The sequence below is a fragment of the Acidimicrobiales bacterium genome (assembly GCA_036491125.1).
Classification (GTDB): Bacteria; Actinomycetota; Acidimicrobiia; order Acidimicrobiales; family AC-9; genus AC-9.
In genome coordinates this window covers 16,863-32,686 of the sequence record DASXCO010000051.1, presented here as the reverse complement: position 1 = coordinate 32,686, position 15,824 = coordinate 16,863, and the positions used below count along the sequence as shown (strand labels likewise).

Below are 15,824 nucleotides of genomic sequence, written 5' to 3'. Positions count from 1 at the left end.
CGGGGCCTCGGGACGCGTGCCAAGGATTCCGACGCGTACTCGAAAACGTTATCAGAAAGTCCCCCCGAGACGTCAAGGTGGGTGGTCGGGTCAGGGATGCATGAAGCCCGTGCCTCGGCCCTCGGCGTTGACGTGCCGCGCCAGAGCCGGCAGTTGCTCCCATGGCTCGCCCCGCCTCGCCGCGATGCCCACCAGCACGGTGCGGATCTGCTCCTCGAACGACGGCGCCAGCTGCTCGGGGGCGCCGACCAGCTTGCGGATCTGGGTGAGCTCGGTGGGCCGGCGGCGGGCCAGGAGCCGGTGGTACTCGGCGACCGAGGACCGCCCCGCCTCGGCCTCCCTCGCCTCTCGGATCTCCCCGACGGCGACACCCAGCGACGTGGCGCTCACGAGGCGGAACGCATCGATGGCTTCGGCCGGCGAAAAGCCCTGCGCGGTCATGAGCTCGATGACCGCATCGAGATGGTCGACCATCCGGTCCATCCCGATCGACCCGCTCAGGAACTGCCCGAGAACGTCGGGCAGCGACGTCAGCGCGGCACGCACGTACTCCGCCCACTCGAGCAACCAGACCGACCAGTGCTGGCCCCGGTCGCTCGGAACGTCGATGTGGGAGGCGGCGTACTCGGCGGCCAGGCGGATCAGGTCGTCACGGCTTCGTACGTGGTGGTAGAGACCGGGGACGCTCACCCCCAGCCGATCAGCCACCGCTTTCATGGTGACCCGGTCCAAGCCCATCTCGGCCGCGGTGCGAGCGATCGTCTCCCGGTCGATGCGGGGAGGCCTTCCGGCCCGCCGGGGCGACCGGTCACTGCCGGCCGCGGTCATTCCGGAGTCGTGCCGAGCGTCGCCTATTCGGTCCTCCCTGCGTCGGGCCGGCCTCGGCCGGCAGCTGCGCCACGATGCTACCGAGCGTCCCGTTGCGCCCGGAGGAAACAGGCGATAGTTTCGGATATAGTATTCGAATCTGCTTAGAAGAGGGAAAAGTCGAAGCGACGGAAGTCGAGCAACCGACCCGGCAGAGCCGAGGGGGCGCGGGTATGAGCCAGAACCGTTGGGTGAGGGAGCCTCCGACAGGGAAGTCCCACGGCGCCAACAGCTTCTCACCCGTCTTGCCGTCGCTGGAGGCCGTGTACCTCACCGACCCTGACGTCCTGGCAGCGGTCATCCCACCACCCCTGGAGCCTCCCGACGAGCCTCGGGTCCACACCCGCATCACGGAGATCAACCTTCAGTTCGGTGACTTCACGTACCACGAGATGGTCGGGTACTTCGCGGTCGACGCCAGGTACCGGGGCGAGACGGGTGAGTATCCGCTGCTGATCCCCATCGACCTCGAGCCGGCCGTCTCGATCAGCCGGGAGAGGTTCGGCGAGCCCAAGAAGCTGGCCGACATCGAGCTGACGCGTGACGGTGACCACGTGGAAGGCCGCATGAGTCGCCAGGGCGTCACCTTCGTGGAGATCATCGGCGATGTCGTCGAGAAGCTGGAGACACCGGCCGAGTACCCCGCCATCCAGTGGTGGTTCAAGTTCCTTCCCGCCGTGGACGGCGACGGCTTCGACGCGGGTCCTCTCCTCGTGCGTGTCGACCAGGTTCGTGCCCCCCAGTCACTGGAGCGGGTCGAAGGCAAGCTGGTGCTGCGCGACCTTCCGAGCTGTCCTGTCGTCGACCTCCCCGTCGTCGACACGGTGTCGACGAGCTGGACCATCCGGCGGGCGACGCACGAGCCGAAGGTGGTCGGTCCGGTTGACCCCGATGCCTTCGAGCCCTACGCCCACAGTCGCTACGACGCCGTGCGCTGACCAGAGGCCGGCCCGGGTGGCGCGGCGCGCCTCAGACCAGAATGGGGACCCTCTTGTAGCCCCGGACCGTGCTGGTGTGGAGGCGTTCGGCGTGCTCGTGATCGACCTCCCACCGTGGGAAGCGAGCCAGCGTCTCCTCCAGGGCGATTCGACCCTCGAGGCGGGCAAGGGCGGCGCCCACGCAGAAGTGGGTCCCGAATCCGAAGGCGACGTGGCCGTCCATCTGACGATGGATGTCGAAGCGATCGGCGTCGGGGTACTTGCGCTCGTCGCGATCGGCCGAGCCGGTGAGGAGCAGCACCTTCGACTGCGCCGGGATGACCTTGTCGTGGAGCTCCACCTCTCTGGTGGCCCATCGTCCCTGCACCGGTGACGGGGCCTCGAAGCGGAGCAGCTCCTCGACCGCCTTGGGGAGGAGGGAGGAGTCACCCGCCAGCTCCGCCCGCTGCTCCGGGTAGTCGGCCAAGACGACGGCGGCCCAACCGAGGAGCCGTGCGACTGTCTCGGTGCCGGCGCTGACGAGAAGATTGGCGAAGCTGGCGCTCTCTTCGTCGGTGAGGCGCCGAGGTGCGCCAGTCTCGTCGGTCAGCTCGGACTGGACCAGGCCGGTGAGGAGGTCGTCACGGGGGTGACGGCGGCGTTCCTCGAGCTGACCATGGAGATACTGGTTGAGCTCGATCCCGGCGGTCAGCGAAACGTCGTTGATCATCCCGACACCGGGCTCGATGTGGAACAGGGTGTCTATCAGCTCGAGAACGGCGGGCCGGTCCGACGGCGGTACCCCCAGCAGGTGGGAGATGATCCGCGACGGAAGCTGGGCGCCGAAGTCACGGAGGTAGTCGAACCCGTCCCCTCCCACTTGTGGGTCGAGATATTCACTGCACACCTCACGGACGCGCTCCTCGAGGGCCGCCACCCGTCTGGGTGTGAACGCCCGCGATACGAGCTGGCGAAGCCGGTCGTGCTCGGGCGGGTCCATGAAGATCATCATGGGGCCGGCCTCGCTCATCTCGGCGCCCATCATCTCCAGCACCGTGCCCCGTCCGGAGATGTAGGTCGCCACGTCATGGTGGGCGGCCTGGACGTCGTCGAAGCGGCTGAGAGCCCAGAAGTCGTAGCGCTCGTTCCGGTACACAGGAGCGCGATCCCGCATCCTGCGCCAGATCTCGTAGGGATTCGTGTCGATGTCGGTGTCGAACGGGTCCCAGTAGATGTCCTCCATGACGGTCAGCGCTCAACCTCCAGTCGGCCTGGGAGCACTGCTCCCCTTGGCGGGTGGCCTCAGATCGTATATTGTAGGCACTCCGGCCACCGCGTGCAGGCGCATCTCGCCTTTCAGCCGGTCGCGCGATCCTCGGTCCAGTCGACGAGGAGACGACGACTGCTGATCCTCCAACGACCATCGTCGCACCGCTGGTAGGCGTCGAGGTACCGGATGAGCATGACGTAGTCAGTCGCACCTGCAGGGTCGTGGGTCAGATGGTGAGCCACGCAGTAGACCTCACCCGTTGCCGAGTCGTCGTCGATCTCGTAGAGAGCGTTCCCCATGAAGTGGAAGGTCTTGGGATACCGAGCGATCAACCGCGGGATCCCACTGATCTCGCTGCGGCCTCGAAGCACTCGGGAGGGCGGTTCGGCCTCTGCGGGCTCATGAATGCTGAGCTCGGCGTCCTCGGTGAAGATGTCGGCGATGGCGTCGGCGTCGCGTCGATCAACTGCCCTTGCGTACCGGTCTGACACCTCGCGCAGGGTAAGCCGATCGGCGATCTGGTCGGACCAGGTCATGAGTGATTCTCTCCCGATTGCCCTCGAATTATCGAGCGAGTTATGATACATATATCAGATATATGTCGAGGACACCTGACTCGAGGAGAGCAGCGATGTCGAGCCCGATCACGAGCTTCAGCGGCAAGGTCGCAGTCGTCACCGGAGGTGCCTCGGGCATCGGCAGGGCCCTGTGTGAAGCGCTCCTGACCGCCGACGCAGACGTGGTGATCGCGGACGTCGAGAAGAAGGCGCTCGACCGTGCGATCGACGAGGTGGCGGCCCCCCCGGGCAGAGAGCTGGTGGCTGTCGTCACCGACGTCACTGACTTCGAGTCGGTCAGATCCCTCGCCGACCAGGTGTACGAGCGCTTCGGACGGACCAATCTGCTGTTCAACAACGCCGGGGTCGGCGCTCCTGCGGCCAAGGTGTGGGAGACGACACCGAACGACTGGAGGTGGGTGCACGCCGTCAATGTCAACGGGGTGATCTTCGGCATCCAGGCGTTCGTTCCGCGGATGATCGCCAGCGGCGAACCGGGCTACGTCATCAACACGACCTCCGGAGACGGCGGCATCACGCCGATGCCCACCGCCTCGGCCTACGCGGCGAGCAAGGCCGCTGTGTCAATCCTGACGGAGTGCCTGGGCGTCCAGCTCGAGGAGGTCGGGGCCAACGTGGCCGCCTCGCTCTTCTTCCCGAGCGGGAAGGGGCTGCTCGCCACCGGCATGTGGACGAGCGACCGCAATCGCCCGGCCCGATGGGGGCGGGAGGTACCTCGTCCGACCGAACCCCTCACCATCGAGTCGCTCAAGGAACAGGCGGCAAAGGCAGGACGCGGGCTCCCCCTGCAGCCCCTCGACGAGCTCGCCGACGCCGTCCTCGACGGCATCGTTGCCGGTCGCTTCGTCATCACCCTGGGCCCCGTCGACGGTATGGCCAACACGCTGCGCCAACGGGCTGATCGCTTCGGAAAGACGGAGAATCCCGTGGGTGGCGCCGAGGGACACGGCCTTCCCCTGGCGACCTGACGAGTCGATCACGCACTGCCACGTCGCCTCCCTCACGCCTTGGCGCTTCCCAGATAGGTGGCGCTGAGCTGGTCGATGTCCGCCTCCGCCGTGGCGCCAGTCCAGGTCACGAGGCCCAGGTCCATGCAGACGACCGAGTCAGCGACCTGAAGGGCGTTCTGGGCGTGCTCTTCGACCAGGAGCACGGCCGTGTCGTCGTCACGCAGCTCGAGGATCGCCCGCAAGACCTCCTCGGCCGCGAGCGGTGCCAGTCCGAGCGTGGGCTCATCGGCGATCAGCACCGCTGGAGGATCGGCCAGCGCCGGAGCGAGACTCAGCATCTGCTGCTCGCCGCCGGACAGCAGGCCCGCGTGCTGATTGCGGCGCTGGGCCAAGAGGGGAAAGCGCGAGTAGGCCCGTTCCCGGTCCTGAGGGACACGGAGAGACACAGAGAGATTCTCCTCGACCGTGAGGCCAGGGAACACCCCGCGCGCCTCGGGGACCAACACGAGGCCGGCACGGGCGCGTTGGTAGGCGGGGCGAGCAGTGAGGTCGGTCCCCTTCAGCGTGATGCTTCCGTCGGTGGGCGCGACCAGGCCGGCGGCGACACCACAGAGAGTCGACTTTCCAGCGCCGTTGGCGCCGAGCAGCGCGATGACCTTTCCGGCGTAGAGGTTCATCGTCACCCCGTGGAGGACCTCCGCGTCGCCATAACCAGCGACGATTCCTGAGAGCGACAGGGCGGCGTCGGGATCGCCGGGTCCCGTGGCGGCCGCGCCGGTGTGGGTCCGCTCATGCTCAGGGACCGTGCCGCCGTGCATACCAGCCTCGACCGCGGCGATCCGCTCCCGCCGCCTCGTTCCGGGCCACCTCAGCCGCGTCCGGCCCGCCAGCGACAGAATGCCGTCGGGCTCCCGGGCGAGCTGGATGGCACCGAGGCCCGACAGGATCGGGACGAAGTAGACCGAGGTGACGAGCGTGTTGATCGAGCCGCCGGGTAGGACCGACGACATCCAGTGGAACAACGCGGTGGCCCCGGCGACGAACAAGCCGGCAAGGAGCGCACCGCCCGGCCGGCGAATGCCGAACACTACGACCACCGCCAGCCAGACGAGGCCGATGAGTGGCGGCGCGGTGCTGTTGCTGGCGGCGGACGAGAACAAGCTGAGCATGACCCCACCGAGCCCGGCGATGCCGGCCGACAGGGCGAAGATGAGGATCCTGGTGCGGTTGGCTCGGATGCCGAATGCCTGAGCTGCGATGGGAGAGCTGCGCACGGCGAGCATCGCTCGTCCCGACGCCGAGCGCAGCAGCGCGTGGATCACGGCCGTGATCACGCCGAACACGGCCAAGAAGAGAAGAATCTGGTCGGCCAGGCGGCTGAAGTTGAACGCCCCGCCCTGAGGGGCCGCAAGGGTGTGCACCCAGTTGAGACCTGGCACGTTCAATCCCGGGGACGGGATGGTCCAGCCCAGCTGCCCCTTGCCGATGGCGTCGTAGGCGAAGGGCACCAAGGAGAAGAAGAATGCGGCCGCCAGTGACCAGACAGCCAGGTAGACGGCGCCCAGCCGGACGGCTGGCAAGGCGATCAGCGCCCCCAATGCCGCCGCCGCGACAGTGGCGATGAGCACTGCCCAGGCGAAGTTGAGGTGTCCATGCGAGGCGATGAGCGGGATGTCGATGCCCCAGTTCCGGCTGAGGGCCCACCCGGCAGCGAACCCGCCTGCGGTGACAAAGGTCGCTTGGGCAAGGCTGACCATGCCCCCCATTCCCGTCACGATGACGAACGACAGGAAGATGATGGCGGTGGCGAGCCCCTGGGCGATCACGGTCTGGTCGTAGGTGTCGGCCCGCAGCCAGGACACGTTCAGCCACTGCATCGAGAACCCGACCAGGAGCACGACAAAGACCGCCCACGGCAGCCTCCGGCGGAGCGCGGACATCCCCCGGCGATGGTCGGGCGGCGACCGCTCCTCGGCGACCGAGCCCGCCTGACGGGAGCGGTCCCGACCGATGATCAAGCCCAGCACCAGGACGAGTAGGTACGGCACGGCCGATCGGAGGCCGGTCAGGTTGCCGATGAAGCTGGGCAGGACGTTGTTGTAGCCGGCGATGAGGTTCTGCACCACGCCGAGCAACAGGCCCCCGGCGAACGCGATGGGCAGGGAGCGCAGCCCGCCGAGCACCACGGCGGCCAGTGAGCCGAGCACGACGAGGGTGAAGGTGGTGTCGTCGAGCTGAAAGAGGGGGGCTATGAGCACACCGCCGAGGCCGGCGAGGATCATGGTGAGGATCCAGGCGGTGGCTGAGGTGCGCCCGGAGTTGACGCCCCGAAGCCCGGCGAGGCTGTCGCGGTCGACGACCGCGCGCATCTCCAGGCCGACCCGTGTGCGGCGCAGTAGGAACCAGAGGCCGGCGGCGGCGAGGGCGGCGACCACGAACACGGCCAGCTGGTCGGAGGTCAGCGCCACCCCGTGCAGGGGGTGGTACACGTGCGCGGGGTTGGGGCCCACCCCCGGCACCTGGCCGCCCCCCTGTGAGGACGCCGCGTTGCCGAGCAGACCCAGGCCGAGCACGTTGTTGCCGAGGGTGACCACCAGCCACTGCATCAGGGCCGGGAGGGCGACGAGCAGGCCGATGGTCCCGACGATACGGGCGTACACCGGTGCCTTGGCGAGACGGCGAAGGATCAACCAGTCCAGCAGCAATCCCAGCAACGGAGCGAAGATCAGCACCGATATCAGCAGGGCCGGAACGATGGGTACGCCCAGACCGGAGTGCAGCTGGTAGTAGAGGTAGGCGACGGCGAAGGCGACCGCGGCGTGAGCGAAGTTGAAGATCCCCGACGTCGTGTAGGTCAGAACGAGCCCGGAGGCCATGATGGAGTAGATCGACCCGGTCACCGCGCCAGAAAGGACCAGGTTCAACAGCTTGGTCACGCTGCCGCTACCTCCCTCCCCCATTGGGCGAACCATCTCCGAGGTAGGCACTCCGCACCATCGGGTCGGCCTGGATCGCCTCGGGCGACCCGATGGCCAGGACCGATCCCAACGCCAGCACCACGACCCGGTCGCTGCGCGCCATTACGAAACCCGAGTTGTGCTCCACCAGGAGCGCGGCGCACCCGGTTTCCGCTCGTACTGCTTCGATCTGCTCGCCGAGTCGACCTGCCTCTTCCTCGTCCAGACCGGCCGCCGGTTCGTCCAGCAACAGCAACCGGGGCGGCTCCACGGTCGCCCGGGCGAACTCGACCATCCGGGCGATGCCGATGGGCAGCGACCCGGCGTACTCCGAGCGCACCTTCGTGAGGCCGCAGCGCTCGAGCGCACCGTCGGCCAAGGCGCGGCGAGCTCGCTCCCGGCGACGGCGGGTAGGCAGGGCGACGAGATCGGCCAGGAGCCCACCCCCGCCGCCGCGCCACTCGGTCGCGGCCAGCACATTCTCCTCCACGGTCAACCAGCCGAAGGTCTGGACCCGCTGGAAGGTACGGCGCATCCCCTTCCAGCACCGCTGCGGTGGCCCGAGTGAGCTGATGTCGACGCCGTCCATCACGACGCGGCCCCGCTCGGGACGACGGACTCCCGACACCACGTCGAACAGGGTCGTCTTCCCCGCTCCGTTGGGGCCGATCAATCCGCAGACCTCACCTCGGCCCACGGTCAGCGACACTCCCCCCAGCGCCGTGACCCCACCAAAGCGGACGGCGATGTCCTCCAGCACCAGCACGGCCGCCTCCGACGGTGCCGAGTTCGTGGAGGCAAGCGAGACAGGGCGGGTGCTCATCGGTCGTCCCCTGATCGCCGCTCACTCCATCTTGGCGACTCGGGGGCCTCCACGCCCCCAGCGCCATGCCCACTCAACGCGACGTCACAGCGCGAGCCCGCCCCAGCCCCGCGCCTCCCAGGTCCAGCAGGATGAGGTGCGTTGTCATCCTGTGAAGTTCGGGTCGATCGAGATCTGGCGGTTCGAGCAGCTGAAGGGCTCGACGATCTGGTACCCGGATCCCCCGGGCGGGTCGGCTAGCAGCTCGGTGCATGCTGGCGTCGGCACCGCGGTCGAGGACGGGTACACGGTCGGACCGACAAACCCCGGAATCTGCCAGGTGATGGTCGAAAGTGCCTTCTGCACGGCTTGGGGGGTGATGTTCCGCCCCACCTTCTTCACGGCCTGAATGAACATATCGGCGGCGAAGTAGGCCGGCACGTTGGAATACCCGGTGAGCGCGGTGCCCGGCTTGAACGCCTGGAAGTCGGCTTGCATCTGGGCCAGTCCGGGGTTCGACGCCGTGTCCGTGTTGTAGAAGGCGGCCGTGTAAGTGCCTGCGAACACCTTCGCCAGCGCATCGACGTTACCCAGCGTGTGGTAGAAGGTGCCCTGGTAGCCCGCCGCCTGCACCGCCTGCCAGATCTGGATGCATTGCGTGGCCGCCAGGCAGGTCAACGTGTCAGGCGCCTTACCGCCGGCGGCCCTCAGCCACTGCTGGACGTAGGGCGTGTAGTCAGAGGTGACAGTCGGAAAGACCCCCTTGGCGTAGACAACGTTGAAGCCGGCACCCTGGGCCGCCGAGGCCTGGAACTTGGTGGCGTCCTTGCCCGACTGGATGTCGCTGGAGAAGAGCGCCATGGTCGGGTGCTGCTTGCCGGTCTTGCCGCTCACGTACTTGTAGAGGTTGCTGAAGGAGTCGGGCATCTTCGGCGGGTTCGTCGGCACCAGGCAGCCGTTGTAGCCAAAGCCCCATACCGACGTCGACGGCGTGGGGCTGCAATAGCTGGTGTCGAACCCGTACCCGAGGTAGGGGACCTGCTGCTGAGCCAGGTACGGCCCCGGGTTCTCGGCCGAGAGGTCGGGCACGATGGCAAAGACCTGGTCCTGTGTCACGAGGCGGCGAACCTCCGACAAGGCCGTGGCCGGATCGAAGTTCGAGTTCGCCATCTCCTGAAACTGGATCTTGATGCCGTTCAGCTCGTTGGTGTCGTTGGCTCTCTTGAAGCGCGCTTCTGAGCCGATCTCGGCTCCGGCGAAGTTCGACAGCTCGCTGATCCCGGCGACCTTGATCGTGTGGCCGTCGAAACCCCGCGACGACGCTGCCGACCCAGACGACGACGCGGCCGACCCAGACGACGACGACGTCCCCGGGCTCGACGAACCGCCCGACGAGCCGCTGCTACACCCTGCCGCGGCCAGCGCTGCCGTAAGAAGGGCGACCGCGCCGGCCTTGGATCCCGTGCGCAACTTCACGAGTGGTTCCTCCGTTCCCGGTACGTCGCCACCAGGGCACGGCCGCTCCGGCGCGTCGAGCCGGCGACAGCCCGAGGCGTGGACCATTTCGGTGGCCTGGAGCTTCGCAGCGTGAGCATATGAAGATGCCCCCCTTGATCACAGCACTCGCCCGTACGACAGTTCGAATACTTTATCCGATACTTTATGCAAACGTAGCGGCTGGCACCCCGGGGCGCAACGAGCGCCCTCGTCCCCCGACAGGGACATAGGTTTCGGGCCATGTTCACCATGCGATTCGGCATGCGGGCCACGATGAGCGACGCAGACGGCCGTGCCGACCTCTACCGGGCGGCTCTCGACATGGCGGCCTGGGGGGAGGTTCACGGGTGCCTCAGCGCCGTCGTCTCCGAGCACCATGCCAGCGACGACGGCTACCTCCCCTCGCCGGTCCCCATGGCGGCTGCCCTCGCGGCAAGGACGACAACGCTGCCGATCATCGTGGGCGCTCTCCTTCTCATCTTCTACGAGCCGGTGAAGCTGGCCGAGGACCTTGCGGTCGTCGACCACCTGAGCCGGGGTCGGGTGTCCTACATCATCGGGATCGGCTACCGCTCCGAAGAGCTCGAGATGTTCGGAGTCGACCGGCGGGGGCGGGGTGGCCTCGCCGAGGAGCGGATCGCCTTCCTCCGCCGGGCCTGGACCGGCGAGCCGGTCGAGGTCGATGGGAGACGGGCCTTGGTGCGCCCACTCCCGTTCACGCACGGCGGGCCGGTCCTGGCCTACGGCGGGGGAAGCGAGGCGGCGGCGCGGCGGGCGGGCCGACTGGGAATGCCGTTCGTCGCCGAGAAGCCTCACGCCGAGCTCGAGCGCGCCTACCGCAGCGAGGCGGCCGCTGCGGGCGTGGACGCGCCGGGCTGCGTGTTGCCATCGCCCGAGTCGCCCCCAACGGTGTTCGTGGCCGAGGACCCCGATCGAGCCTGGGACGAGATCGGCGAGTACCTACTGGTCGACGCCCTGGGCTACGGGCGCTGGTTCTCGGGCCGGGAGCTCAGCACTTCGGTCTCCCGGGCGAAGACGATCGACGAGCTTCGCGCCGAGCACGGCCCCTACCAGATCATCACCCCCGCGGACGCCGCCGCACACGTCGGCCGGGGCTTCCCGCTCGCCCTCCAGCCCCTCGTCGGGGGCCTCCCTCCCAGCCTGGCGTGGCCCTACCTGGAGGCCGCCGCTGCCGCCGCGGCTACCGGGTGAGCCGCTGTGTCAGGCCACCTGACGGAGCTGGCGCTCCACCCACTCTTCGATGTCTTGGTGGGCCTGCCGGGCGACGCGGGTGTTGACGAACAGCTCGAAGCCGTGGGGTACACCGGGGTAGACGTGCAGCTCGGTGGGCACACCGGCCTCACCGAGCCGTCGCGCGTAGTCGATGCTCTCGTCGCGGAACCCATCGGCGCCACCGACACAGATGAAGGTTGGCGGTAGCCCGCTGAGATCCTCGGCCCGGGCGGGTGCCGCCTCGGCCGGCACCTCGGAATGCAGCCCCGCCAGGTAGGCACGCCAGCCGAAGGAGTTGGACGCCCTGCTCCAGATCACCAGGTCTTCGTACTGGCTCGAGGGCGTGATCTGGCGGTCGTCGAGCATCGGCGCCTCGAGCATCGCGAACCTGATCGGGATCGCACGGTCCCGCGCCGCCAAGGCGAGCGCGGCCGCCAGACCTCCTCCTGCGCTGACACCTGCGATCCCCACTCGCGCCGGGTCGACGCCGAGCTCGTCGGCATGTCCGAAGACCCACTCGAGCCCCGTCAAGCAGTCCTCGTGGGCGGCAGGGAACGGGTGCTCGGGCGCCAGGCGGTACTCCACCGAGATGCCCACGCAGCCGAAGCGTGAGGACCAGCTGTCGAGTCGCTGGTCGTCCATGCTTCGGTCGCCGATCACATAGCCTCCGCCGTGCATCGAGTAGACGCACGCTCGCGGACCCGACGCCTGCACCGGTCGGTGCACGCGGACGACGACTCCCGCCTCCTCGTCGACAACGTGGTCAGTACGGGTCACTCCGGCCGACGGCTCCGTCGCCTGCACCATGTCCGCGAGCTGGCCTCGAAGGGTGGGCAGGCTGGCGTCGTCGATGGTCAGGTCGGGGAACGCCGCGGCCAGCTGCGCCAGCTCGGGGTCCAGCTCGGGCGCTCGCGCCCCGGCCGGGGTCGTGAGGATGCTCGATTCGGGTGATCGGCTGGCAGACACGGGGTACCTCCCGACCTTCGCCTTCGCCTCCGACGAGGCCGAAGCCGTTCGACTGATGGCGGAGATCATATGCACAAGGGACTTGACCAGTTGTGAGTGACCCTATCGGGTCGGCGCCGACGGCACCGAAGCGGATAAGGTCCCCGGGCGGTGACAGCGTGAAGCCACTGCTGGCGAGCAAACTGGCTCTGATCACCGGCGCCGGCGCCGGCATCGGGGCCGCAGCCGCGGAGTTGTACGCCTCCGAAGGGGCCGCGGTGCTCGTGGTCGACATAGACGGAGATGCCGCGGAGGACGTCGCCAAGCACATCATCTCTGACAGCGGGACCGCGACGGCGATCACTGTCGACGTCCGCGACGCGGCCCAGGTCGACCAGATGCGAGACCGCGTCCTCGACCAGCACGGACCCATCGACGTCCTCGTGAACAACGTGGGCCACTGGGTGCACCTACCACCGTCGTTCGCCGAGGGCGGGCCCGATCACTGGCAGGCGCTGTACGAGGTCAACCTCCTGCACATCCTGCGAGTCAGCTATGCGTTCCTCCCCTCGATGCTCGCTCGCGCCAGCGGGACGATCATCAACGTCTCATCGATAGAGGGTGTCCGGGGCTACCCGCCCGACAGTGTGTACGGTGCGTTCAAGGCCGCGGCGATCCATTTCACGCGGTGCCTCGGGGTCGAGCTCGCGGGCAAGGGCATCAAGGTCAACGGCATAGCCCCCGACCTCACCCAGTCGAAGCAGTCCGACTTCGAGCGGTTCGATCCTCCCGAGTTGCGGGACAAGTGGCCCACGTTCCTCCCGGTCGGTCGGATGGGCGAGCCACTCGATCAGGCCCGCGTCCTGGTCTTCCTGGCCAGCGAGCTCTCCGACTTCCTCGTCGGCCACACGATCCCCACCGACGGTGGGACCGGGGCGGCCGGCGGTTGGTTCCCGTCCTCGCGTCGAAGGGGCCGGTCGTGGACCAACCGACCGTTCGATCCGTGAGCGACGAACCCGTAACACGCGCGCATCACCGATCGAGCCGGCCGTCCCTCTGTGGGAGGCCCTCGACTGTTTTGCGAACCGCCGCAATTGATCCCCGCAGATGCTCACGAGAGGTGACGCCACATGACCATGCCCAATGATGTCGGGATCGTCGACACCATGATCGGGTTCCCGGGCGGCGATTTGAAGGCGCTCTACCGCTTCATCACCCGCCAGACCAAGGACGTGCAGTCGCGGGAGGAGTTCGCCTTTCCCGCCGAGTACATGTTCAAGGACGTCCCCGACAAGGACGTCAGTGGCACAGACAACAGGATCGGGCTCACGTTGCGGGAGATGGACACCTGGGGCATCGACAAGGGACTCATCGGCGTGGGCGATCCCGACGGGGTCGGCGCCGAGGCGATCCGCCGGCATCCCGACCGCTTCATCCCCTCGGCCAATATCGACCCCAACGAGGGTATGGAGGGCATCCGCAAGCTGGTGCGCGAGCACGAGACGTTGGGCGTCCGGGCCGCAGGGGTCTTCCCCGCCGGCACCTTCCCCCAGGTGGCGATCAACGACAAGAAGATGTACCCCATCTACGCCAGGTGCATCGAGCTGGGGATCCCGATCTTCTGCTGCGCCGGCGTGCCTGGACCGCGCCTCAAGTTCGCTCCCCAGCACGTCGAGCTCATCGACGAGGTGATGTACGACTTTCCGGATCTGATCTTCGTCACCCGCCACGGCTGTGAGCCGTGGACCGAGCTGGCTGTCAAGCTCATGCTCAAGTGGCCGGGCCTGCACTACTCGACGAGCGCCTTCGCGCCGAAGTACTACCCGAAGGCGGTCATCGACTACGCCAACACAAGGGGTGCGGACAAGATCATCTACGCGGGGTACTTCCCGATGGGCCTGTCACTCGAGCGCATCATGACCGAGCTGCCGGCCGTGGGCATCAAGGACGACGTCTGGCCCAAGTTCCTCCGCACCAACGCCCTCCGCGTGCTCGGGCTCGAACGCTAGCGGACCCGCAAAGGCCCGGCTCAGTCGAACTCGAAGGCCACGTGGGCCGACTTCAGACCGAACACGAAGGCGTTGGGCATCTCCACCGGACGGGTGCCCGGCACCAACCGCAGGCTCCGCACCCGGCGGACCAGCTCCTCGAAGAAGAGCCGGATCTCCATGCGGGCCAGCGCCGCTCCCAGACAGAAATGGGTGCCGAACCCGAATGCCAGGTGGTCGTTGGGCTGGCGGGAGACATCGAAGCGCTCGGGGTCGGCGAAGTGGGCGAGGTCACGGTTGGCCGAGCTGTACATCAGAACGACCTGCTGGCCGGCGCCAACCTCGTGCCCGGCAACCTCGGTGTCGATCCGGGCCACCCGGCACATGTTGTGGATCGGCGTGACGTAGCGAATGAACTCCTCGGTGGCGACGCCGAGGTCGGCCCCGTTCCGGAGCAGCTCCCACTGGTCCGGGCAGCCGATCAGGTTGAGGAGCGTGCGAGCAATCACGGTCCGCGTCGTCTCGGCGCCTCCGTCGAGCAGCAGCAGGCAGTCGGAGATGACCGTGTCGACCCCGAGTGGCTGGCCCTCGACGTCGGTCTGTGTCCAGATCGACATCACGTCGTCGGCCGGACACCCGACTCTCGCACTGTGGAGCTCCGACGTGGCCTGGGCGAACTCCATCGCCGCCATCATGCCGTCGTCATTCATGTACCGCGGCCCGCCGCCAAGGGCGATCGTCCGCTCTGACCACGCCTTGAGCTGGGGCCAGGCGTCCTCCCCGAAGCCGAGCAGCCAGGCGATCGTCATGGCGGGAAGAGGCGCTGCCAGCTCGTCCACGATCTCGGCCTCTCCGCCCTTGGCCTCGACGACATCGAAGAGCCGGTTGACGGTAGCCCGGACGTGCTCCTCGCGGTCGGCGACGGCTCGAGGGGTGAAGCGACGAGACACGAGCCCACGCCGCTTGTGGTGCAGGGGGTCGTCGAGGCCGATCATGGCGGGATCGGCGGGGATGTTGGGCCGGTAGCCGCCCTTCTTCTGATCAGAGTTGATGAAGACGTCCTTGCGCTTCTCGATCTCGAGCACGTCGTCGTAGCGGGAGACGCCCCAGAGCTCGTTCGTCGCGTCCCAATACAGCGGCGCGTGCTCTCGCATCCACGCGTACGTCGGGTAGGGGTCGCCGGCGTAGAAGTCGCCGTCGAGGAGGTCGATCTCGCGAGTCACCATCGAGCGACACTCTAGAACGTGTTCTCCTCGAGACTCCAGGCCTCACCCGTAGGAGAAGGTGAGGGCGTTCGACGTTCCGGCTCCGGTTGTCACCGTCACCGAGACTGTTGATACAGGCGACGAGATGTCGGGCACGGTGATCGAGCAGGACGTCCGAGCGGGACATCGGGTCGGCGCCGCCGCCCCGTTGAAGCGCGCCAGAATCTGTCCGTCAGCGCTGATCAGGTTGGTGCCAGAGATCACCACCACCTGTCCGGCGGTGCCCCCAGATGGGCTGATGGACGAGATCTCCGGTGCACCTCTTGGCGCGGGTGCTGCCGCCGTCACCGGAGGCGCGAGCAGAGAAGGCGCCGTGGTGGTCTCCGGAGCTGGTTGCAGCGGTGGTGGAGGCGAGGGGCTGGCGGGGATCGGGGTCGGAGCCCCCCGAGGCGTCAGCAAAGTAGCTGGCGGTCCTGGGCTGGCCGGGGCAATAGACCGCGTGCGAGAGGTCGTCGAGGTCCCCCCGGTGCTGAGGGCGATCGTCACGCTGGCGGCGATCACCACCCCAGCGAGAATCCCGGCTTCGGCCGCCCGACCGAGCCTCCGGCGTCTCGG

General features: G+C 67.8%; 14 protein-coding genes. 5 read left to right on the top strand and 9 right to left on the bottom strand.

The annotated features are described in order from the left end of the window. Nucleotides 1-90: 90 nt before the first annotated feature. A complete protein-coding gene (locus tag VGF64_04010; GenBank protein HEY1633899.1) occupies nucleotides 91-828 on the bottom strand; it encodes a TetR family transcriptional regulator in 738 nt (245 codons plus the stop codon). A gap of 212 nt (nucleotides 829-1,040) precedes the next feature. Here VGF64_04010 and VGF64_04005 point away from each other — a divergent pair, with 212 nt between their 5' ends. Further along, nucleotides 1,041-1,805, top strand: coding sequence for an acetoacetate decarboxylase family protein (locus VGF64_04005; protein ID HEY1633898.1), 765 nt, complete (start codon nucleotides 1,041-1,043; stop codon nucleotides 1,803-1,805). 31 nt (nucleotides 1,806-1,836) lie between these two features. Here VGF64_04005 and VGF64_04000 read toward each other — a convergent pair whose 3' ends face one another. Beyond that, nucleotides 1,837-3,027, bottom strand: coding sequence for a cytochrome P450 (locus VGF64_04000; protein ID HEY1633897.1), 1,191 nt, complete (start codon nucleotides 3,025-3,027; stop codon nucleotides 1,837-1,839). 113 nt (nucleotides 3,028-3,140) lie between these two features. Continuing rightward, nucleotides 3,141-3,590, bottom strand: coding sequence for a nuclear transport factor 2 family protein (locus tag VGF64_03995; protein ID HEY1633896.1), 450 nt, complete (start codon nucleotides 3,588-3,590; stop codon nucleotides 3,141-3,143). Between the two features lie 95 nt (nucleotides 3,591-3,685). On the opposite strand from VGF64_03995, the gene VGF64_03990 reads away from it, so the two are divergent. Next, nucleotides 3,686-4,600 carry an SDR family NAD(P)-dependent oxidoreductase gene (locus tag VGF64_03990; GenBank protein HEY1633895.1) on the top strand — a complete coding sequence of 305 codons (915 nt, stop codon included), beginning with the start codon at nucleotides 3,686-3,688 and terminating at the stop codon, nucleotides 4,598-4,600. Nucleotides 4,601-4,632: 32 nt separating this feature from the next. Here the strand turns inward: VGF64_03990 and VGF64_03985 are convergent, their stop codons facing one another. The 3 genes from VGF64_03985 to VGF64_03975 all read right to left on the bottom strand — a co-directional run bounded on the left by VGF64_03985 (nucleotide 4,633) and on the right by VGF64_03975 (nucleotide 9,817). Next, nucleotides 4,633-7,518, bottom strand: coding sequence for an ATP-binding cassette domain-containing protein (locus VGF64_03985; GenBank protein HEY1633894.1), 2,886 nt, complete (start codon nucleotides 7,516-7,518; stop codon nucleotides 4,633-4,635). Nucleotides 7,519-7,525: 7 nt separating this feature from the next. Next, nucleotides 7,526-8,362 (bottom strand): ATP-binding cassette domain-containing protein, encoded by an 837-nt coding sequence (locus tag VGF64_03980; protein ID HEY1633893.1) that lies wholly within the window; start codon nucleotides 8,360-8,362, stop codon nucleotides 7,526-7,528. Nucleotides 8,363-8,506: 144 nt separating this feature from the next. Continuing rightward, nucleotides 8,507-9,817, bottom strand: coding sequence for an ABC transporter substrate-binding protein (locus VGF64_03975; protein ID HEY1633892.1), 1,311 nt, complete (start codon nucleotides 9,815-9,817; stop codon nucleotides 8,507-8,509). A gap of 261 nt (nucleotides 9,818-10,078) precedes the next feature. Here VGF64_03975 and VGF64_03970 point away from each other — a divergent pair, with 261 nt between their 5' ends. Next, on the top strand, nucleotides 10,079-11,050 hold the full coding sequence (locus VGF64_03970) for an LLM class flavin-dependent oxidoreductase (GenBank protein ID HEY1633891.1): 972 nt from the start codon (nucleotides 10,079-10,081) through the stop codon (nucleotides 11,048-11,050). Nucleotides 11,051-11,059: 9 nt separating this feature from the next. Here VGF64_03970 and VGF64_03965 read toward each other — a convergent pair whose 3' ends face one another. Then, entirely contained in the window at nucleotides 11,060-12,037 is a 978-nt protein-coding gene (locus tag VGF64_03965; protein ID HEY1633890.1) for an alpha/beta hydrolase, read from the bottom strand. Nucleotides 12,038-12,195: 158 nt separating this feature from the next. Here VGF64_03965 and VGF64_03960 point away from each other — a divergent pair, with 158 nt between their 5' ends. Together VGF64_03960 and VGF64_03955 are read left to right on the top strand one after the other, a co-directional pair. Further along, nucleotides 12,196-13,023, top strand: a complete 828-nt coding sequence (locus VGF64_03960; GenBank protein ID HEY1633889.1) for an SDR family oxidoreductase — start codon at nucleotides 12,196-12,198, stop codon at nucleotides 13,021-13,023. Between the two features lie 123 nt (nucleotides 13,024-13,146). Continuing rightward, the gene (locus tag VGF64_03955; GenBank protein HEY1633888.1) at nucleotides 13,147-14,025 is read left to right on the top strand and encodes an amidohydrolase family protein; all 879 of its coding nucleotides are present in this window, start codon (nucleotides 13,147-13,149) and stop codon (nucleotides 14,023-14,025) included. A 20-nt stretch (nucleotides 14,026-14,045) separates the two neighbouring features. Here the strand turns inward: VGF64_03955 and VGF64_03950 are convergent, their stop codons facing one another. Both VGF64_03950 and VGF64_03945 read right to left on the bottom strand, forming a co-directional pair. After that, nucleotides 14,046-15,230, bottom strand: a complete 1,185-nt coding sequence (locus VGF64_03950; protein ID HEY1633887.1) for a cytochrome P450 — start codon at nucleotides 15,228-15,230, stop codon at nucleotides 14,046-14,048. Between the two features lie 42 nt (nucleotides 15,231-15,272). Beyond that, nucleotides 15,273-15,557 carry an IPT/TIG domain-containing protein gene (locus tag VGF64_03945; protein HEY1633886.1) on the bottom strand — a complete coding sequence of 95 codons (285 nt, stop codon included), beginning with the start codon at nucleotides 15,555-15,557 and terminating at the stop codon, nucleotides 15,273-15,275. Nucleotides 15,558-15,824 lie beyond the last annotated feature (267 nt).